The following is a 20,802-nucleotide window of genomic DNA, read 5'->3' on the forward strand; positions in this document are numbered from 1 at the left end:
TTACCTTGATAGTAACTACTTACACACCAATTCGAAACCTGCTTTGTGTTGGAGCCAGCATTCGTTAGCGAGCTCAGCATTTATCAGAGGATGCGCTTTTAGCCAACCTTCAGGGAAAGTAAGTGTCCACTTATCTTCCTCGCATAATAAATTTACGTCGGGAATGTGTTTATTTTGACGGCGTAAACATAGCACCACGGCAATACGTAAAATTCGCAGTAACCCTTTTAGCATCGGGCGATAGTCAATGTGATATTTCTCGAAGGCGTCGATATCAACGGTTAATCGGTGCTGCGAAACTAAATCGCGAATAGCCGCTCTCTGAAGGCGAGTATAGCCGGGTAGGTCGATATGACTTAGGATGTATTCGCCGTGCTCGTGGTGACGTTTATACTCAATATGAAGGCCTATTTCATGTAGCTGTGCTGCGGCACCTAAAATAGTCTCAGTATCTAAATGACAAATGTTCTGTTGCGCGCAGAGCTGATGACACAGCGTTAGTGCTACATGACGAACCGAGTTAGCGTGGTTTTTATCAATGTGATAGCGGTGCTTCACCTGATTTAACGTTTGTTGGCGTCTATCGTTTTCAGTAACGTTATCCAACATACCGTAAATCAGGCCTTCGCGAAGTGCGCCACCAGAGATATTCATGTGCTTAATATGCAGCGCTTCAAATAAACTAATTAAAATTGCCAAACCAGAAGGAAATATGGCTTTTCTGTTTTCTTCTAGCCCTTCAATACTTAGGGTTTTGATGTCCCCGCACTCAATACACTGTTGTTCTAAGTGATACAAATAATCCAAGCGAATGGCATCACTAATCCCTTGTGCGACCAATATTTCAGTAATTGCTTGCGGCGTTCCAGACGCCCCTAAACAGTTTTCCCAGTCAAAGCATAAAAAAGTATCAGACACTTGGGCTATTAATGCATGAGCAGCTTTCTTGGCGTTTTCAAAATTGTTTTTGGTAATGGCACCGTCAGTGAAGTAACGCTCCATAAAGGTAACGCATCCCATATCCAGGCTCTTAAGGTGAATAGGCTGCATGTCATTACCAATAATGATCTCAGTGCTCGCGCCGCCAATATCAATAACTAAGCTATTGCCTTGGTTTGCCGAAGTGTAGGCCACGCCCAAATAAATTTGCCTTGCTTCTTCTTCGCCGCTAATTACTTCAAGCTTGTGATTGAGAATTTCTTCGGCTTTGCGAACAAATAAGTGTGCGTTAGTTGCAAGCCTAAGGGTGGCAGTTGCCACAATTTTGATGTTTGAAGGGGGGATATCCTGCAAGCGTTCCGAGAAGACTTGCAGGCACTGCCAGCCGCGTTCCATGCTCACGTCATCAAGTGCTAAATCATCGTCTAAGCCTGCGGCTAGACGCACTTTCTGTTTTATTTTCCCAATGATTTGAACACTGCCGTTAACGACATGGACAATCACCATGTGAAAACTATTAGAGCCTAAGTCTACGGCGGCATAATACTCGCCGTAGGTTTGTGCATCGTGCTGGAGTTCTGCCTGCATAAAATCTCGTTTCTTATTGGCTACCTTTACGCCTTGTTATTGCGCTCTGTTGTTGCGTTGCTGAGGCTTGCCACGCCCTCTACCGTTACCACGGCGCGCACTATTGCGATTGTTAGGCGTACGTCTTCTGCGTGGTTTAGGAGGGGTTACATCATCAAGAAGCGCGCTGCTGTCATAATCGGTGACAGGAATGGCATTTTGAATGTATTGCTCAATAGCAGGTAAGTTTAGTGCGTATTTTTCGCAAGCAAAACTAATTGCAATACCACTTTGTCCGGCACGACCAGTACGACCAATACGATGCACGTAGTCTTCCGCATCATCGGGTAGGTCATAATTGAACACGTGTGTCACCGCATCAATGTGTAGACCTCTAGCAGCAACGTCTGTCGCTACCAGAACATCTAACTTACCTTTGGTGAAGTCTTCTAAAATTCCAAGGCGTTTCTTTTGTGGTACATCGCCACTTAGTAAGCCAACGCGATGGCCGTCTGCGGTTAACCAATCAGTGACTTTCTCACAGCTGTGCTTGGTATTGGCGAAGACGATGGCTTTTTCAGGCCACTCTTCTTCAAGTAGCGTAAGAAGCAGCAGCATCTTGTCATCATCAGACGGATAGAAGAGCTCCTGAGAAACGCGTGTGGCAGTTGTTTGTTCGGGGGCTACCTGAACGTGGGTTGGATTATTCATGTGCTCATAGGCCAGTTCCTGAACGCGATAGCTCAGGGTTGCAGAGAACAACATGCTCAAACGCTCACCGGCAGGTGGCATACGGCGGAATAAAAAGCGGATATCTTTAATAAAGCCTAAGTCGAACATACGATCAGCTTCATCAAGTACGGCAACCTGAATATTTTTCAGGCTAAACACGTTCTGTTTGTAATAATCCAGAATGCGCCCCGTCGTACCAATTATAATATCCACCCCTTCTTCCAAAGTTTCACGTTGACTTTGGTATCCTTCGCCCCCATAAATCAAACCAAGCGACAATCCGGTATGCTCACTGAGCAGTTTGGCGTCGTTGTAAATTTGTACGGCGAGTTCTCTGGTTGGCGCCATGATAATAGCGCGTGGGCCATTTGATTTGCTGTTATCTGCATTTTCTGCTTTGCTTAGCAAATAGTGAAATGTAGCCACCAAAAAGGCAATGGTTTTACCGGTTCCAGTTTGAGCCTGACCTGCAATGTCGTGACCTTCCAATAAAGGAGGCAGTGCAAGTGCTTGAATTGGTGTACAATGTGAAAAATTAGCTGCCGCTAACGCGTCAACAACCTTGCCGTTAATCGGCAGGTCGGAAAAATGAGTATCAGTTAAGTGAGTAGGCATAGCTTATAGCTTATCAGTGCTTGCATTAAAAAACAGTTTCTATATAACACTTATGGTCGGGCTGAGACAAATCAGCGACAGACCAATAATGGAGAAAAGAATGAGCGACAAAATTATCCAGTTATCTGACGATAAATTCGAAGCAGATGTTATCAATGCTGAAGGTCCTGTACTGGTTGACTTCTGGGCCGAATGGTGTGGCCCGTGTAAAATGATCGCACCAATCTTAGAAGAAGTTGCGACCGAGTTTGATGGCAAGTTAACAGTTGGCAAGTTGAATGTCGATGAAAATAACGAAACTCCACCTAAATATGGTATTCGTGGTATTCCTACATTGCTACTTTTCAAAAACGGTAACGTTGCTGCAACGAAAGTTGGCGCGCTATCAAAAGCACAATTAACAGAGTTTCTTAACGAAAACCTTTAATTGATAGCAAATTGAAAGCCGGTGCTAATTATGCGCCGGTTTTTATTAACGCCACAGGTACTTACGTTTCATTTAAGAAGAGTAAGCAACAAATTATTTAACATTTCGGTGGTAAAACGCTGGACGTTGGTTAAATATAGTGCTAACTTTTCCTCAGCGCTCATCCGAGCAGCATTCTGCTTACACCCATATCCGGGTGATATCAAATCTAAACTAGAACAGAGTGACAATAAGTCCTGTAAGCGAAGTTCAAGCACAAAGACCCACCAGTATGAATTTAACTGAATTAAAGAACAAACCAATTAGCGAGTTGGTTAACCTGGCCGAGGAAATGGGCCTGGAAAACATGGCACGCGCCAGAAAACAAGACATCATTTTCTCGATCCTTAAGACGCACGCAAAAAGCGGTGAAGATATCTTTGGGGATGGGGTATTAGAAATTTTACAGGACGGTTTCGGCTTTTTACGCTCAGCTGATTCATCGTATCTAGCAGGCCCTGACGATATTTACGTATCGCCAAGCCAAATCCGACGCTTTAACCTGCGCACCGGTGATACGATTGCTGGAAAGATTCGTCCACCGAAAGACAGCGAACGTTATTTTGCGCTTCTAAAAATCCGCGAAGTTAACTTCGACAAGCCTGAAAACTCACGTAACAAAATCCTCTTTGAAAACCTTACACCGCTACACGCAGCAGATCGCTTGCGCATGGAGCGTGGTAACGGTTCGACCGAAGACATTACAGCACGTGTACTAGATTTGGCGTCACCTATCGGTAAAGGCCAACGTGGTCTTATCGTAGCGCCACCTAAAGCCGGTAAAACACTGCTTCTTCAAAATATTGCTCAGTCAATTGCTGCTAACCACCCCGATTGTGAGTTAATGGTATTGCTTATCGACGAGCGCCCGGAAGAAGTAACGGAGATGCACCGCCTTGTTCAAGGTGAAGTGGTTGCATCAACCTTCGATGAGCCAGCTAGCCGTCACGTACAAGTGGCAGAAATGGTTATCGAAAAAGCCAAACGTCTTGTTGAACACAAAAAAGACGTGGTTATTTTGCTCGACTCAATCACCCGTCTTGCGCGCGCATACAACACGGTTATTCCTTCATCGGGTAAAGTACTTACTGGTGGTGTTGACGCTAACGCGCTTCATAAACCAAAGCGTTTCTTCGGTGCTGCCCGTAACGTAGAAGAGGGCGGAAGTTTAACGATTATCGCCACTGCGCTTATCGATACCGGCTCTAAAATGGATGAAGTTATCTACGAAGAGTTTAAAGGTACAGGTAACATGGAACTACACCTTAACCGTAAGATTGCGGAAAAACGTGTATTCCCAGCTATCGACTTTAACCGCTCAGGTACCCGTCGAGAAGAGTTACTCACCGCGCAAGATGAACTACAAAAAATGTGGATCCTTCGCAAGATTGTTCACGAAATGTCTGAGATTGACGCGATGGACTTCCTTATTAGTAAGTTGTCGATGACCAAGACGAACAACGAGTTCTTCGACGCAATGCGCCGACAAAAGAGCTAGCTAATAAATTGATATACATTGAAAAGGCGCCTGTTGGCGCCTTTTTCGTTTCTTCTGTTTGTTATATGAGGCTCTTATACTTCCGTCTAATATCCACAGGCTGATTAATGGGGTACTTTCTGAGCGTATTAACCCATTAATTTATTCTCGCATTCGCTAGTACGGTGGTGTGTTCTTCCTCGAGATGATTTACTCTAACTAAAAAACATCAAAGGAAATATTTGTTATGTATCGGAAGTTACTATCGTTTGCTTTTTCAGGCCTTGTCTCTGTATCTGCTGCATGTGCTGCTCAAATCAATGTCGATAAGCTCGCGAATGACGTCGAACCTGATGTAATTAAATGGCGTCATCATTTCCATGAGTTTCCTGAACTGTCTAACCGAGAGTTCAAAACTGCTGAGTATGTTGCGAACTATCTCACTAGCTTGGGGTTAGACGTGCAAACTGGTGTTGCCAAAACCGGTGTAGTGGCTATCTTGGATTCTGGTAATCCTGGGCCCGTGGTAGCGTTACGTGCTGATATGGATGGGCTTCCAGTTAAAGAGCAAAATGATTTAGCCTACCGCTCACAGCAAATGGGTGAGTATAACGGCAAAGAAGTACCTGTAATGCATGCCTGTGGTCACGATACGCATATGGCTATGCTAATGGGGGCGGCGAAAATCCTTACCGGTATTAAAGGTGAGCTAAAAGGCAAAGTGAAATTCATTTTCCAGCCTGCTGAAGAAGGTGCGCCAGCTGGTGAAAAAGGCGGTGCTGAAGTGATGGTAGCGGAAGGGGTATTAAAGAACCCTGATGTTGATGCCATTTTCGGCCTTCACATTAACGCCAATACCGATGTGGGTAAAGTACGCTATAACGCGGGTGGTACTATGGCTGCTGTAGACCCGTTTAAAATTGTTATTCATGGTAAACAGGCGCATGGTGCTTATCCATGGAAAAGCGTAGATCCTGTCGTAACCGCTGCGCAAATGATCATGTCTATTCAAACCATAGTTAGTCGCGAATTAAAACTAATTGATGACGCCGCGGTGGTATCTATTGGTTCTATTCACGGTGGTAACCGCTCTAATATCATTCCAAATGAAGTGGAAATGGTAGGGACTATCCGCACGCTCAACAAAGCGGCCCGCGAGCATATATATGAGTCGCTGCCCCGCAAAGTAAACGCTATCGCTGAAAGCATGGGGGCGGAAGCTGAGCTTACGTTACCTTTAGATTACTCTTACCCAATTACCTATAACGACCCGGCGCTTACAAAAGCCATGCTGCCCACCATGCAGCGTACAGCAGGGGCGGAAAATACGCTGCTTTCTAAGCCGGTGACGGGCGCTGAAGACTTTTCATTCTTCCAAGAGCAAGTACCGGGTTTATATGTGTGGGTAGGAGGTAAACCATTAGATGTGTCTGAAGAAGCGAGTCCAGCACATCACACCCCTGAATTTTATGTTGATGATGAAGGTATGAAGTTAGGCGTAAAACTACTGACAAACTTCACGCTTGACTATATGGCTCAACACTAAGTGAAGCCGCCGGAGACATGCGTTGAAATTAGATAGTCTTTCGTTTTCCTTCTCATGGTCTCTGGCATTTCAAGTCGTTATAGCGTGCTTGCTGGGTGTTGGCCTCAACGCGCTTCAAGCACCTTTTGACAGTACAGGTATAGCGATTTTCGGGGTAGGTGTTGCGGTTTATTCTTCACTCCGATTTTCTCCATTTATCTCGGTACCTTTGGCACTGATTATTAGTGTTCCTCTGTGGCTTAATCACGGCAGCATTGTAGGTAAGGAAAGCCTAACGCTGTTGCCAATAGTGCTTAGCTTATTCGGTTACAATAAGTCCTTAAAGCAAGTGATAAGGGTAGGGGCCGGGTTCTGGTCGGTCGTTTTTTTACCTATTTTGCTTTTAGAGCATTCGCTCTACAACGGCGACAACATCAATATGTTGTTCTCTGGTGTCTTAGTGACTTGGGTGAGTGGGGTATTTGGTTTAATATCGGGCCACTTTGCATACTTGGCGATACACGGTCTTAGACGCCAAACTTCAAATAAATCAGAACGGGTTACTCTTCACTTTCTTTTTGGCTACTTTTTTTCTGGGTGTTTCTTTGTAGCATCTATGGCGGTGATCTATCTGTCAGTAACCTTATTTCAGCACCAGCAAGAACGACAAATTCACAGTTACATGGCGCAGCGTGTTGATGTGTTGGAGTTCCAACTTTCTAATTTTATCCGTCAGCATCAAAACGCGGTAACCAGCGCTGCGCAATTACTCTCTGGTGATGGTGGCGCGGTAAGTTTTGATAATGCGGCCACGACTAACCTAGCGGTATTAGCTTCACATAATCCCGAGTTTCTCACTTTTCTAATTGCCGATGAGAAGGGTGATATTACCCATGCTTATCCACCAAGTATGCTGGAAAAGGCCCGTGAAAGTGGCGTTCCGAATGTCGCTTATAGGCCATACTTTTATGAAGCCATGCAGTCAGGTAGCCCCTTTATTTCTAATGTGTTTCAAGGTAGAGGGTTTGGCAACGACCCAATTATTGCCTTATCTGCCCCCATTTTAGATAGCAAGGGAGTGCCTAAAGGAATCATTGAAGGGTCATTATCTTTAAAGAGTTTTTCTGCCATTGACAGTTTGAGCATAAATGGTTTTTTGATGCTAATAGAGGATCAAAAAGGTGAAGTTATTTATGCCTCTGAAGCGCTTGAAATAAAGCCATTAACAAAGGCGCCATTTTACCATTGTGAGCCCAATTGCGCCGTCGAAGTGGAAAATGGCCCTCAGAATAAGAATTGGCTAAGGTTCGCTGAAAACGTGTCCTTTGCCAATTGGAAGGTTAGCTATTACTTCGATAAGCGCCCGTTGCTGATGTCTATGAGCGGCTACTTGCTGAAAGACTTATTGCTGCTGTTAGCACTATCTGCATTTGGTACGTTTACTGGCTATGTGGTGGCAAAAATGGTGGGCGCCCCCATTCGTCGGCTTATTCGCTATATTGCTGCCTTTAACCCAGAGAAAAGAGGGGGTGAAAAAGCACCGCAACGTGCCCTGCATATACAAGAGTTATCTTCATTAAGCGATGAGTTTATGCATTTAGAATCTCGCTTACTCAATGCTTTTGAAGAGCTAAAAAGTGCCAAGGAAGTAGAGCAAGCACTCAATGTTGAGCTTGGCGAATTGAACCAGTCTTTAGAAGCCCGTATTGCCGAAAAAACCGATCATTTGGCAAAGGCGCTTAAAGAAGCCGAAGCAGCAAATGTGGCGAAAACACAGTTTTTAGCGAATATGAGCCACGAAATTAGAACGCCCATGAACGGCATTATCGGTTCTTGCGAATTAATGTTAGACAGCGAGTTGCCAGAGCATGTCGCAGCAAGAGCTAAAGTCATCTCCCGTTCGGCCGCCAACCTATTGATGATCCTTGACAGCATTTTAGATTATTCCAAAATCGAGTCGGGGAAAATGCGCATTGATATACAAAGCTGCGCCATTCGCGAGTTGCTTGAATCATCATGTGAACTTTATCGGCATTCTGCAAAGGCTAAAGAATATGACATTCATTTGAATGTGGATAGCGGTGTGCCAAAAGTCTTAGATATCGACGCAGGAAAGATTAGCCAGATAATTAATAACCTATTGAGCAACGCGGTGAAATTCACGAGCGAAGGAAGCGTTTCGGTTAACGTAAGCTATGCGCATCACGCCCTTAAGGTAGTGGTTTCCGATACGGGGGTAGGTATTGCGCCAGAAAAATTAGATCTAATCTTTGAACAGTTTGAGCAAGCCGACTCGACCACAACGCGACACTTTGGTGGTACCGGATTGGGCTTACCCATTTCAAAGGGCTTAATCGAATTGCTCGACGGACAACTTTTTGTGGAAAGCGAATTGGGTAAAGGTACGCGCTTTACGTTTCACATTCCTGCCGCTGTGGGCAAAGAAGAAGAGCATGAGCCGGACGTTGACATCGTTGACGTAAAGCCTAGTCTGCCAACTAACCTAAAAGTGCTGTTAGCTGAAGACAATGATATTAATGCAGAGATTGCCATGGATATGTTAAAGACGGCCAATATCAAGTGCATTAGAACGAAGAATGGGCTTGATACGATTAACGCGGAAAAGAAGTATGACTTTGATGTTATTTTAATGGATTGTCAGATGCCGGTAATGGACGGTTATGCAGCAACAACGCTTATTCGTAAAGAAGGGAAAAATAAAGATGCGATTATCATCGCACTTACTGCCAACGTGTTTGCAGAAGACAAAAATGCCTGCTTAGCAGCAGGCATGAATGCACATTTAAGTAAGCCTCTTAGTAAGCAGGCTTTATTTGACTGTATTGCCGGTGAGCTTGCTCGCGTTTGATGCTACATCGGTATCGTCAACAGGCGCGTCACTTACAAGTCGAAGCACTATGTAGCCGAGCAGTGCCGATACTAACGAACCTGATAATATACCCACTCGCTCATCGAATATCTGATTGATGCCTGTTTGCGCAAATGCGAGGCCGCCAATAAATAAACTCATCGTAAAGCCCACGCCGCACAGAAGTGCACAGCCATAGATGTGTTTAAAGTTGAGGTCTTTTGGTAATTTTGCCAGCTTGAGCTTAACCATGAGGTAGCAAAACCCAAAGACACCGATTTGTTTACCCACTACTAGGCCCAAAAATATGCCGAAAGTCACGGGGTGAAAAATACCTTCCGGGCTAATATTCCCAAAGCTAATACCTGCATTTGCAAACGCAAACAAGGGAAGGATTGCAAAGCTTACTAAGCCATTAAGCCCGTGCTCTAAGCGCGTAACGGGCGAATAAGATTCATCTTTTTCATCGCGCATGGGGATAAAGCCCGCAAGCACTACACCGGCGAGTGTCGCGTGCACGCCAGACTTAAGCATGGCGACCCACAATATCACGCCAACAAAGACATAAGCAGGTATATCTACCACGTTGCGTTTATTCATTTGCCACAGTAATAACAAACAACCAGCGGCAATGGCCAGCGCGCCTGTGGTAATGTTTTCGGTGTAAAACAGGGCAATTATCACAATGGCGCCAATGTCATCGATAATGGCAAGCGTGACCAAAAATACTTTAAGGCTTGTGGGTACGCGACTGCCTAACAGCGCTAAAATCCCCAAAGCAAACGCAATATCTGTGGCTGCAGGAATCGCCCACCCAGCAATAGCAACTGGGTTCTCCCAGTTAATGCCCACATAGATTAAAGCGGGTAATGCCATACCACCTATTGCGCCAGCGGCAGGCAGTATAATATCTTTGGGGTTGGCGAGTTCACCCTCGCACACTTCCCGTTTCAGCTCTAAGCCAACGTGAAAAAAGAACACAGCCATAAGGCCGTCATTAATCCACAGCAACAAGGGCTTATCGATTGCCCACGTACCCGCTGATATTTGAACGGGCATGCTTATCAACTGGTCGTAAATCACATCTAAGGGCGAGTTGGCAATGATAAGTGCCAGCAGAGTGGCACCCATAAGCAATATGCCGGGAGCTGCCTCACGATTTAGGAAGTCAGATACCACATCTTGTACCTCTTCTATTACCTCGTCGAGTACGTCAGGTTCATGTTTATCTGTCATCGATAACCTCTTACGCCTTGCTATTTAACTGCAAAATTTTGAACGCGCCTTGTGAAACGCAGAACATGCAATTCAGGCCAACATTTTTATGTAAATTAATTATCGTTAATACGGGCATTATTAACGGGATAGATCACCTCAAAGTGGTGTGGCGAAATTCAAAAGCTTAGCGATGAGTACTGTATTTGGCGGCATTTACGGTGGGATTTTGAACGGTTTTACGCTACAATCGCGGCCTTTCCAAAGTTGACCATTTTACCTACCCCGAGGATCTCTAGATGGCAAAAGTCGCGATTGTTATGGGTTCAACTTCAGACTGGCCTACTATGCAGCAGGCCGCAAAAATGCTGAAGTCGTTTGGTGTTGAATTTGAAGCGAAGGTGGTGTCGGCACATCGTACACCCAACTTGCTAGTAGAGTTTGCAGAGCATGCCGCTGATGAAGGTTTCAGCGCTATTATTGCTGGCGCAGGTGGTGCAGCGCACTTACCCGGTATGATTGCCGCGCATACACACTTACCTGTGTTCGGCTGCCCGGTTAAATCAAAAGCGTTAAACGGTTTAGATTCATTGCTTTCTATCGTTCAAATGCCTAAGGGCGTGGCGGTTGGAACATTGGCCATTGGTGAGGCCGGCGCGGCAAATGCGGGTCTTCTAGCTGCGCAGGTTGTTGCATTGCAAGATGAAAATGTTCGAGATGCAGTTATCGCCTTTAGAAAATCTCAAACCGATACAGTGCTGGCATCAAGTAACACATTGGAGCTAGATGAATGAGAGTAGTCGTTTACGGCGCAGGCCAACTTGCTCAAATGATGTACCTGGCGGGAAGCCCCTTAGGTATTGAGGTTCAAGCTGTGGACGTAAACAGCGATTCCGTTGTACATCCAGTCAGCAAATCAACGTTAGACACTACGCTTGCACAAGCGATCGAAGACGCAGACGCGTTGACAGTAGAATTTGAACACGTTCCTGAAAGGTTACTTGAAGAGGCGGCGAAGACGAATAAGTTGATGCCTAATATCGACAGTATCTTAGTAGGCGCTGACCGGGTTCGTGAGAAAAAACTGCTTGAAAGTATGCAGGTGGCTAACTGCGAGCACAAGATAGTGACGGATCTTTCACAGCTTGACGATTGCGTAAAGCAACTTGGCAGCAAGTTGATCTTAAAAGCAAGCCGCGATGGATACGATGGATACGGTCAGTGGCGTTTAACCGATGAGGCTGAATTACCGGCGCTTAAGCGTTCACTTCAGGGTCTAGACCTTGTAACCGTGCCTTTAGTGGTCGAAAAAATGGTAGCTTTTGACAGAGAGCTTTCTCTTATCGGTGTGCGCAATGCCGATGGCGACGTACGAACCTATCCGCTAGCAGAAAATTTACACCATCAAGGTCAACTGCATGTATCCGTTGCGCCAGCTACAAATGTCGACGACGCGTTGCAAGCTCAGGCTCACGATATTTTTGTGAAACTTGCCGACGGCATGGATTATGTTGGCGTATTAGCGGTAGAGCTGTTTCAAGTGGGAAACAAGCTATTAGTGAATGAACTTGCACCTCGGGTGCACAACTCTGGGCACTGGAGCCAGTCAGGCGCCGTAACCAGTCAGTTTGAAAATCACTTACGTGCCGTGTGTGGTTTACCCCTTGGCGATACATCAGCCATTGGCCCAAGCGCGATGGTTAACATCATAGGTTGCAGTAGTTTCTCACGCGACTTACTCAGCATTGATGGTAGTCATCTTCACTGGTACGGGAAATCTGTACGAGAAAAGCGCAAAATGGGCCACATTAATGTCACCACAAATAATTATGAAAGTTTAGGTGAAAAGCTCATGGCATTGAGTAATTATTTGCCGCTTGAGTACTTCCCGAAATTAGTTGGCGAAGCAACGCGATTAAAAGGTTGACACCCACGCGTTTATCGCTAGAATACGCATCCGCTGCTCAAGGCAGCGGGTTTTTAGTGTGCCGACTTAGCTCAGTTGGTAGAGCAACTGACTTGTAATCAGTAGGTCGCCAGTTCGATTCCGGCAGTCGGCACCATTTCCCTTTTTTCCCATGCCAATCCCACGTACACTAGTTCTGAACATTCATTCGGAGCGCACTGTATGTCATTTTTTTCCAAATCGCTAAAACCGTTATTTATCGTCACAGGCTTATTTTCTTTAAGCTTATCTGCGCTTTTTAGTGCTCATGCTAATGAACACGAAAACAAACATCAACATGACAAGCAGCATGTACACAATGAGCGCGCTGACGTAATGGTGATGAACGGTTACGCCAGAGCAACATTTGCCTTAGCAAAAACCGGTGCGGTGTACTTTACTTTGCATAACCAAAGCGACAGCGACAAAACCCTTGTTTCAGTGTCGGTGGCTAAAGAGGTCGCAGACGAAGCGCAAATTCACACGACCGTTATGGAAGGCGACATGATGAAAATGCGCGAGCTAACGGAAGGTGTAAAAATCAAGCCCGGTGAAATGGTGGCGTTTAAATCAGGCGGAAACCACATAATGCTACTAGGGTTAACAAAGGGATTGGCAGAAGGAAGTAATATTCCCATCACGTTATCGTTTGATAATGGGAGTGAACTCAAGCTGGTATTACCCGTCAAAAAAGACGAAGCAAAAGGGCATCACCACCATCATTAATAAAGCCGTCGATATAGAGGGCGAGTTACTCATCGATAATTGCGATGAGCACAATTAACTAAACCGTTAATCTAAATCAAAATTTCTGTAGTACTATTAAGTTATATTGTTTAGGTTCAAATATTGTACGGTCAACGAACTGGCCAATTCAAAACCTAAAAAGGTTTTAACGAAAAGGAGTGTGACATGAGCAAGATTGATATTGGTATTTCTGAGAGCGATCGTAACGCAGTAGCAGAAGGCCTTAAGAAGTTATTGGCTGATTCTTACACCTTATACTTGCAAACGCATAACTTTCACTGGAACGTAGAAGGTCCTCAGTTCCGTGAATTACACCTAATGTTTGAAGAGCATTATACTGAGCTTGCTGAAGCCGTGGATGAAATTGCAGAGCGTATTCGTACTTTAGGTGTTTCTGCACCAGGTACGTATAAGTCTTTTTCAGAGCTTAGCTCAATTGAAGAAGTAGAAGGTGTACCAGAAGCAACTGAAATGGTTCGCTTACTTACACATGCCCACGAGCAAGTTGTAAAAACCTGTCGCGAGTCATTAAAGCTAGCACAGGACGCAGACGATGAGTCATCAGCTGCTTTAATTGGCGACCGCATGCGAGTGCATGAAAAAACAGCTTGGATGCTTCGCGCGACACTGCCGAAATAACGTAAAAAGTAATTTTCGATCGTAGTTAATCGGGTTTATACGCTTATTTCTTGCTTAATCGCATGAAAGCGTGGATATAACACAAAGGGTACAGCAGCGCTGTGCCCTTTTTTGTATACTAGGCCGCTAAACAGAAACGCACGCTAAAAATAAAAACCGAATAAACACCGAGGCCCCAGCGATGAAATCATCAATTAGCGCGGTATTAAAGCGCAATCTAACGAGCACGTTAACCCGCTCTATTACCTTTGCATTAGCACTATCTGCAAGCCAGTCTCTTTTTGCTCACGAAGGCCATGAGCACGGTATCACCGACGAAAATATTACGGTAACCACCCTTGCTGAAGGGCTAGAACACCCCTGGGGGATGACCTTTCTGCCTAATGGCGACATGTTGGTCACAGAGCGCGCAGGGGGTATTCAGCGACTGACAAAAGACGGGAAGTTGTCAGGACGGTTAGCGAACGTGCCCAGGGTAGTAGCGCAAAATCAAGGCGGCATGCTTGATATCACTATCGACCCTGATTTTGCTAGCAACAACACCATTTACTTTTGTTTCAGCAAAGCCAGTGATGTAGAAGGTAAAACAGGTAGCAGCAGTAGTGTGGCAAAAGCCACGTTAACGAATACCGGGCTAGAAGATGTCAACGTGATATTTAGCGCCGATTCTATTGTTGATAACGGATTTCACTTTGGTTGTCGCCTAGAATTTGATGCCAATAAGTACCTATACGTTGCTATGGGCGATCGCTACAAATACATGAAGGAAGCGCAGAATACGGATAACCACTTTGGCAAAGTCGTGCGCATTAATCGCGATGGCAGCGCGGTAAAGGATAACCCGTTCACTGACGGCAACGCACCAGAAGTATTTAGCTATGGTCACCGCAATATCCAAGGCGTAACAATTCACCCTGACACCGGTGCTGTATGGGCAATGGAGCACGGTCCGAAAGGCGGTGACGAAATTAATATATTGGAAAATGGCGCGAACTACGGCTGGCCTGAAATTACCTATGGCATTGACTACAGCGGTGACATCATTAGTGATAAAACGCATATGGACGGCATGAAGCAGCCTTGGGTATATTGGGACCCATCCATAGCGCCAAGTGGATTAACTTTCTACCAAGGCGATATGTTTAAAGAGTGGAATGGTGATGTGCTGGTTGGTTCTTTGAAGTTCACTCACCTTCGCCGCATTCACGTAGCAGACGGTAAGCCGGGCGAGCAGTTTGAATATCTGCGCGACAACGGCGCACGTATTCGCGATGTGGAAGTTGGCCCTGAAGGTGCTATTTACCTGTTAACCGACGCACCAAATGGCAAAGTGTTGAAGCTCACTAAGTAGCTTTATACCGAAACCAATAAAGGCGCCCTTAGGCGCCTTTAAATGGTGAATGCACTATTTACCACCCTCATCTTTTTTATAGCGTTCAAACCACGCCATTATATTTCCTACTTTTTGTATTAAACGAGACGGACGGCTAGCAATACCGTGGGATGCACCAGGTATACGTACCATTGCCGCATCTATACCCTGCAGTTTCAACGCCTGATAATACTGTTCCGACTCACTTATCGGCGTTCGATAATCGGCTTCGCCGGTCAGTAGCATAGTTGGGGTAGTGACATTACCCACTAAGCTTAATGGGCTGCGTTTCCAAAGTTTATCAGCGATATTCCACGGCATATCCGCCATCCAGTATTGACTGAAAAACGGGTACGCGTCAGCGGTGAGTGCAAAGCTCACCCAATTGATAACGGGTTTAGCCACTACGGCAGCGCTGAAACGGTCGGTTTTACCAATAGACCAGGCTGTTAGCACACCGCCACCAGAGCCACCGGTAATAAATAGATTGTTAGCATCCACAAAGCCTTTATCAACGACTGCATCGACGACGTCCATAAGGTCGTTAAAGTCTTCCGAGGGATAGTTATGGTGAATAAGGTTCCCAAAGTCTTCACCGTAAGAGCTGCTGCCCCTTGGGTTCGACCAAACAACCACGTAACCCTGCGCTGCCATAAGCTGGATTTCCATCGCAAAATGAGGGCCATATGCGGCATGCGGTCCGCCGTGAATTTCTAAAATAAGCGGATACTTTTTACTACTATCAAAGCCGGGGGGTAAGGCCATCCATGCGTCAATAGGGCGCTCATCAACACTTGAAGCTACGGTGAGGTCTTGCACCTGCGCAAGCGCCTTATGACCCAAGGCGTCACTGTTCAAGTCGGTAAGTTTTGAGGCGCTTTTCCCTTTTCGATAAAGTGCTAAGTCGCCAGGCATGGTACGCGCTGCTGTGGTAAATACGATATCGCCTTTTTCGCTTAGGGCGAAGTCGCCAGAGGTATAAGGGCGGCCAAACGCTTGCCCACCAAGGGTAACCTCTAGCTTCTTAACCTTTCCTGTTAAGTTCACCGTTGCCAGCTTGGTTTCGCCATGATCAAGGTATGAAAACATCAGCCCTCGGCTGTCTTTACGCCACACAAACTTGCCCAAGCTTCTATCTAAAGATGAAGTAAGGCGCGTTATTTCACCGCTTTCTAGTTCAAGTACCAAAAGGTCACCGTTTTGATAAGAAAGCTTTCTATCATTTAGTTGGGTAAAAGCTAAATATTTACCATTTGGGCTTAACGTAGGTCTACTTTCAGGGCCCGCTATATCGGTAACCTGTTCAACCACTCCAGAGCTAACGTTGACCTTGTATATATCGCTAAACAGTGGGTTCAGCGCATAGTCTTCGCGCTGAGGTGAGGCAAAGTAAATCCAATCATTGTCTTTAGAAAAAGAAAGGGTACCGCCGCTAGGAAAGTGGCCTTTGGTCAACTGGCGCGGTGTACCACCATCAACAGGCAGCACATAGATTTGGTCGAAGCCTTCGCGCAAATAGCCTCTGCCATCGCCACGGTATTGAACGCTATCAATATACTTAGCGTTGTCTGCCCACTTTGCGCCCTTTGGCTTGCTCGGCATCGCGCTAAATAACGGCTTTTGTTTTTCTTCAGTAAATAACGTAAAGGCTAGGGCTTCACTGTCATGCGACCAGGTCAACTGACGAGGCGTTTCACTGGTGTTAGTTAAGCGCACCGACTGCATGGTATCTAAATAATAAAGATGTAGCTGAGCACGACCGTTTACCGATTTGGTATACGCCACCATTTTTCCATTTGGCGATAGCGTGGCTTGGGAAAGGTTTTCGTCTAAAGCGATAAACGGGCGGTGTTCACCTGTTTTTATGTTTACTTGCCACAGTCTGCTCTGCCGACTATCGGTCATAATATCCATGCTCTGGCGCGAATAAACCACGGTTTCTTTATCGATAAACTGCGGGCTGGCGACAAACTCTAGGTTGAATGTATCGTCGTAGGTGAGTGCATTAGCCGGTGAAGTATGGGTATCGGGTTGAGACCCTTGTAGTGCATTAGCTTGGCTAACACCCAAAAAGAGGAAAGATAATGCTGTTGAGGTTACCACCAGGCCTTTGCGAAAAGGGCGAGTGGAGAAACGTGACGCAAACATGACGGTTCCTTTATTATTGTTGTTGCGCGGGGCGCGATAGGTTAGGTATCTGTTACACTTAATTATTGAATTAATGGCATTGCCCTTCAACAGGGTACGCGACTAACCATATCGCTTTCGTTTCTTATATGTAAAGTATGTGCGGTAAAGCTTCCTATTTACATGTTAAAGCGAAATTTACGCTTTTGACTTACTCGCCCTTCAAACTGATTTTTCCAGTTAAGATGTCTTTAAACATCACCCAGTCGCCCATCAAGCTGTAAAGTGGGTGCTTGAACGTAGCGGGGCGGTTTTTTTCAAAAAAGAAGTGACCGACCCAAGCAAAGCCGTAACCTATAACAGGTATAAACCATAAAAGTGGCCAGTTAGCGGTATAAATTGCCAAAGCAATCACACCAATGACCAGCCATGAGCCAATAAAATGTAAGGTGCGGCAAGTTCCATCTTTATGTTCGTTTAAATAAAAAGGGTAAAACGCTTTAAATGAAGTGAAATGCGTGTTTTCGCTGGTTTGAGTCGTCATAAACCCCTCACGGAAAGGATGTGATATGTTAATTTTACATTAGGTTAACATTTTGTAGGGGTATTAATTGTCGCTAAAACGACAATGCGATGTTTCTATTCTGTCACAGTCAGTCTTATTCACTGACTACTAACCTTGTAATTTTAGCTCGACTGCCCCATATTCCTCACAATACAAGAAATTAAAGGCCTGCGTTATGGAAAATCTCGTTGCAAATAGCCAAGCAACTATTGTTGATATTACGGTAGAAAACTTTCAGCAAATCATAGTAGAGGCTTCTCAAGAGAAGCTGGTACTCATTGATTTTTGGGCTGACTGGTGTGAGTCGTGCAAAGATTTAATGCCTATTTTGGAAAAACTGGCCGGTGAATACAGCCAGCATCTAATATTGGCGAAAGTTGACTGTGAAGCGCAGCAAGAAGTAGCGGCGCAATTTGGTATCAGAAGCTTGCCTACAGTGATGGTAGTACAAAATGGTCAGCCAGTAGATGGCTTTGCTGGAGTGCAGCCTGAGCAGCAAATTCGAGAGATGCTAACAAAGTATCTGCCTAACCCTGAAGACGAGCTTCTCGCTACAGCAGGGAAAGCTATTCAGCAGGGAGAGTACGCCGAAGCATTGCCAGCAGCGAAAGAGGCACTTTCTCTTAATCCTGACAATGTAAACGCCAAGTACATGCTTATTGACTGCTACATTGAAACGGGGTCAATTGATACAGCAAAAGCACTGCTTGAGGATATTAAACTTGTTGACCAGGATTCACGGTATAAAAGCTTAGCGGGTAAAATTGAACTTGCAGAGCAAGCGGCAGATACGCCTGAAATTAGACAGCTTCAAGCTGCTGTTGAAGCAAACCCTGACGATCTTCAGCTTAAAATTGATTTAGCGATACAGCTACAGCAAGCGAATAAAGCACAAGACGCGCTAGCGCTGCTTTATAGCGTATTAAAAACAGAGTTAGGGTTTGGTGACGCTAGAAAGCTAATGATGGATATGATGAATGCGTTAGCAGATGGTGATCCGCTTAAATCCGAGTATCGCCGAAAAGTATATAGCCTGCTTTACTAAATAGACTTACTAATGCTTACAGCTATTGAATGCGCAACTGGCGACGTGAAAAGAACTAGGTGTTGGTAATAGGGGAAAACCCTTCTTTATGTAGCCAATTAAGCGCTTCAAAGTACTTTCGAAAGTATTCGCGCTCATAGTTTTTCCCTTTAAAATCGCGAGCCCTAGAAGGATGGGTTCGCTCTAACTGGGCGCGTTTTACCATTCCGCTATCTAAAACATACGCAGAGCGGGTTAAACCGTGTTCAATATTTACTTTGATTGAATCCGCTAAACGGGTTTGGCATTCAATGGTTGAGAGAACCCAGCGTCGTCCGTCCATCAAGGCTGCCCACGGTTCGCCATTGAAGCTACCGATAAGGTCGTGCATTTCTTCGATGAAGAACTCGGTGGTTTTCAAGTTCCACGCGCCTGTCGCAAACACTTCAAGCACATTACCTGAAATGTCCAGCGAGTAATTTCCGTATTTAGGGAAACGCATAAAATACCTTTTATGTTTGTCTTGGTGGTGTCGAGGATATCTACTCTCTCAAAAAACGACATCTACTTATAAGGTTATAGCAGAGTTATTTAAATTTGCACCCGGTCGGCAGCTATAAGAAATACCACTAAGCACACTAAATTGGGCAAAAGTATTTACACTTAATTTGTAAATAAATGTGATGGCCCGCTGCTAGATTCATGCGTAAAAAGCAGAAGTTTGATAGTGTTTAGTCGACTTTTATATTTGATACGGTTTTCACAGTGGTAATGACCATGGCATATCAGCAATTTTACTCAGGTTTTCTTAACGCGAACAAAAACAAACAACATTATGCTTGTCACAGTCATTATTTTTGGCCTGACTGCACACGCGACGCAATGCTAGCGTACTGGGATGATAGCGCTAAATACGTAGATGCAAAGTGGGGATATTTTTTTGAAACTCTAGTGCCAGAATTGCAGCAGCGCATAAGTCGTATTCTTAATACCGGCGCGCCTCAGCAAATTGTATTTGCGCCCAATACGCACGAGTTGCTCTATCGAATAATGAGTTGTATTGATAGTCGTACTCCATACAAAGTGGTCTCAACAGACAGTGAATTTCACAGCTTTCAACGTCAAGCTAGCCGAATGCAAGAGCAAGGTTTGATAGAGTTAGTGACGGTTCCGACTAAACCTTATGCTACGTTTACTTCACGCTTTAAAGCTGCCATAGCCGAGCACAATCCCGAAATTGTCTTTTTTAGTCAGGTTTTCTTTAACTCTGGATATGTGGTGGATGATGTTTCAGGCATTGTGAATAGCGTTTTAAATGACAACACCATCATAGTGGTCGATGGCTACCATGGCTTCATGGCGAAGCCTACTGACTTGGCTGACATCGCGCATCGTGCCTTTTATTTGTCCGGCAGTTATAAGTATGCACAGGCGGGAGAAGGCGCCTGCTTTGCTCATGTGCCTATTGTGTGTAATTTAAGGCCCGTTTACACAGGCTGGTTCGCTGAGTTTGGTGAACTGGACAAGCCTCGTAACACTGGGGGGCAAGAAAGCGTGCAGTACAGTGTAGATGGAATGCGTTTCGCCGGCGCAACCATGGACTTCACGTCATTATATAGGCTGAGAGCCGTGCTTCGCATGTTTGAAGAAAACGATATCAGCGTTGAGACAATTGACACCTATGTGATGGCAATGCAGCGTGCGTTTTTAGATAAACTTGCAGCGTGTAATCACCCGTTGCTTAACGAGCAGCATTTAGCCGTTAGCGATGCATCTAACAGGGGACATTTTCTTACTTTTGAACTCGATGACGCTAACATTACAAAGGCGCTGGCATTAACGCTTAAAGCTAACGATATTCTTACCGACTATCGCGGTAACCGTTTACGGTTTGGCTTTGGCCTTTACCACACTAGCGACTATATCGATTTGTCCGCCCTATCAAAAATGGCATAAAAACTTTGCTCACACACAATAG

17 protein-coding genes and 1 tRNA gene are annotated in these 20,802 nt (G+C 45.2%); 12 read left to right on the forward strand and 6 right to left on the reverse strand.

Going from position 1 to position 20,802, the window contains the following annotated elements:
- Window positions 1–15 precede the first annotated feature (15 nt).
- Complete coding sequence (locus tag MADE_RS02705) at window positions 16–1,527, reverse strand: Ppx/GppA phosphatase family protein (protein WP_012517072.1); 1,512 nt, start codon at window positions 1,525–1,527, stop codon at window positions 16–18.
- Window positions 1,528–1,563: 36 nt separating this feature from the next.
- Window positions 1,564–2,853 (reverse strand): ATP-dependent RNA helicase RhlB, encoded by a 1,290-nt coding sequence (gene rhlB / locus MADE_RS02710; protein ID WP_012517073.1) that lies wholly within the window; start codon window positions 2,851–2,853, stop codon window positions 1,564–1,566.
- Window positions 2,854–2,953: 100 nt separating this feature from the next.
- Here rhlB and trxA (MADE_RS02715) point away from each other — a divergent pair, with 100 nt between their 5' ends.
- The 4 genes from trxA (MADE_RS02715) (at window position 2,954) to MADE_RS02730 (ending at window position 9,190) form a co-directional block, all read left to right on the forward strand.
- Window positions 2,954–3,280, forward strand: a complete 327-nt coding sequence (trxA, locus tag MADE_RS02715) for a thioredoxin TrxA (protein ID WP_012517074.1) — start codon at window positions 2,954–2,956, stop codon at window positions 3,278–3,280.
- Window positions 3,281–3,551: 271 nt separating this feature from the next.
- The gene (rho, locus tag MADE_RS02720) at window positions 3,552–4,817 is read left to right on the forward strand and encodes a transcription termination factor Rho (protein WP_012517075.1); all 1,266 of its coding nucleotides are present in this window, start codon (window positions 3,552–3,554) and stop codon (window positions 4,815–4,817) included.
- A gap of 226 nt (window positions 4,818–5,043) precedes the next feature.
- On the forward strand, window positions 5,044–6,342 hold the full coding sequence (locus tag MADE_RS02725) for an amidohydrolase (protein ID WP_012517076.1): 1,299 nt from the start codon (window positions 5,044–5,046) through the stop codon (window positions 6,340–6,342).
- A 22-nt stretch (window positions 6,343–6,364) separates the two neighbouring features.
- Window positions 6,365–9,190: an ATP-binding protein gene (locus MADE_RS02730; RefSeq protein WP_012517077.1), complete on the forward strand. Its 2,826-nt coding sequence runs from the start codon at window positions 6,365–6,367 to the stop codon at window positions 9,188–9,190.
- Here MADE_RS02730 and nhaA read toward each other — a convergent pair.
- On the reverse strand, window positions 9,152–10,426 hold the full coding sequence (gene nhaA, locus MADE_RS02735; RefSeq protein WP_012517078.1) for a Na+/H+ antiporter NhaA: 1,275 nt from the start codon (window positions 10,424–10,426) through the stop codon (window positions 9,152–9,154). The genes MADE_RS02730 and nhaA overlap by 39 nt on opposite strands.
- 278 nt (window positions 10,427–10,704) lie before the next feature.
- Between nhaA and purE the strand changes: the two genes are divergently transcribed.
- The 6 genes from purE (at window position 10,705) to MADE_RS02765 (ending at window position 15,087) form a co-directional block, all read left to right on the forward strand.
- Window positions 10,705–11,199, forward strand: a complete 495-nt coding sequence (gene purE, locus MADE_RS02740; protein WP_012517079.1) for a 5-(carboxyamino)imidazole ribonucleotide mutase — start codon at window positions 10,705–10,707, stop codon at window positions 11,197–11,199.
- On the forward strand, window positions 11,196–12,332 hold the full coding sequence (locus MADE_RS02745; protein WP_012517080.1) for a 5-(carboxyamino)imidazole ribonucleotide synthase: 1,137 nt from the start codon (window positions 11,196–11,198) through the stop codon (window positions 12,330–12,332). The genes purE and MADE_RS02745 overlap by 4 nt, the downstream gene beginning before the upstream one ends.
- 60 nt (window positions 12,333–12,392) lie before the next feature.
- A tRNA-Thr gene (locus MADE_RS02750) sits at window positions 12,393–12,468 on the forward strand.
- Window positions 12,469–12,533: 65 nt separating this feature from the next.
- Window positions 12,534–13,076 (forward strand): copper chaperone PCu(A)C, encoded by a 543-nt coding sequence (locus MADE_RS02755; RefSeq protein WP_012517081.1) that lies wholly within the window; start codon window positions 12,534–12,536, stop codon window positions 13,074–13,076.
- A gap of 186 nt (window positions 13,077–13,262) precedes the next feature.
- The gene (locus MADE_RS02760; protein WP_012517082.1) at window positions 13,263–13,736 is read left to right on the forward strand and encodes a Dps family protein; all 474 of its coding nucleotides are present in this window, start codon (window positions 13,263–13,265) and stop codon (window positions 13,734–13,736) included.
- A gap of 181 nt (window positions 13,737–13,917) precedes the next feature.
- Window positions 13,918–15,087, forward strand: a complete 1,170-nt coding sequence (locus MADE_RS02765; RefSeq protein WP_012517083.1) for a PQQ-dependent sugar dehydrogenase — start codon at window positions 13,918–13,920, stop codon at window positions 15,085–15,087.
- A gap of 54 nt (window positions 15,088–15,141) precedes the next feature.
- Here MADE_RS02765 and MADE_RS02770 read toward each other — a convergent pair whose 3' ends face one another.
- Window positions 15,142–17,256, reverse strand: coding sequence for a S9 family peptidase (locus MADE_RS02770; RefSeq protein ID WP_012517084.1), 2,115 nt, complete (start codon window positions 17,254–17,256; stop codon window positions 15,142–15,144).
- A 190-nt stretch (window positions 17,257–17,446) separates the two neighbouring features.
- Entirely contained in the window at window positions 17,447–17,779 is a 333-nt protein-coding gene (locus tag MADE_RS02775) for an Mpo1-like protein (protein ID WP_012517085.1), read from the reverse strand.
- 196 nt (window positions 17,780–17,975) lie between these two features.
- Here MADE_RS02775 and trxA (MADE_RS02780) point away from each other — a divergent pair, with 196 nt between their 5' ends.
- The gene (gene trxA / locus MADE_RS02780; protein ID WP_012517086.1) at window positions 17,976–18,845 is read left to right on the forward strand and encodes a thioredoxin; all 870 of its coding nucleotides are present in this window, start codon (window positions 17,976–17,978) and stop codon (window positions 18,843–18,845) included.
- A 55-nt stretch (window positions 18,846–18,900) separates the two neighbouring features.
- On the opposite strand, the gene MADE_RS02785 is transcribed toward trxA (MADE_RS02780), so the two are convergent.
- A complete protein-coding gene (locus tag MADE_RS02785; RefSeq protein ID WP_012517087.1) occupies window positions 18,901–19,326 on the reverse strand; it encodes a hypothetical protein in 426 nt (141 codons plus the stop codon).
- 275 nt (window positions 19,327–19,601) lie between these two features.
- Here MADE_RS02785 and MADE_RS02790 point away from each other — a divergent pair, with 275 nt between their 5' ends.
- Window positions 19,602–20,780 (forward strand): aminotransferase class V-fold PLP-dependent enzyme, encoded by a 1,179-nt coding sequence (locus MADE_RS02790; protein WP_012517088.1) that lies wholly within the window; start codon window positions 19,602–19,604, stop codon window positions 20,778–20,780.
- Window positions 20,781–20,802: the final 22 nt, after the last annotated feature.

It is taken from the genome of Alteromonas mediterranea DE (assembly GCF_000020585.3).
Classification (GTDB): Bacteria; Pseudomonadota; Gammaproteobacteria; order Enterobacterales; family Alteromonadaceae; genus Alteromonas; species Alteromonas mediterranea.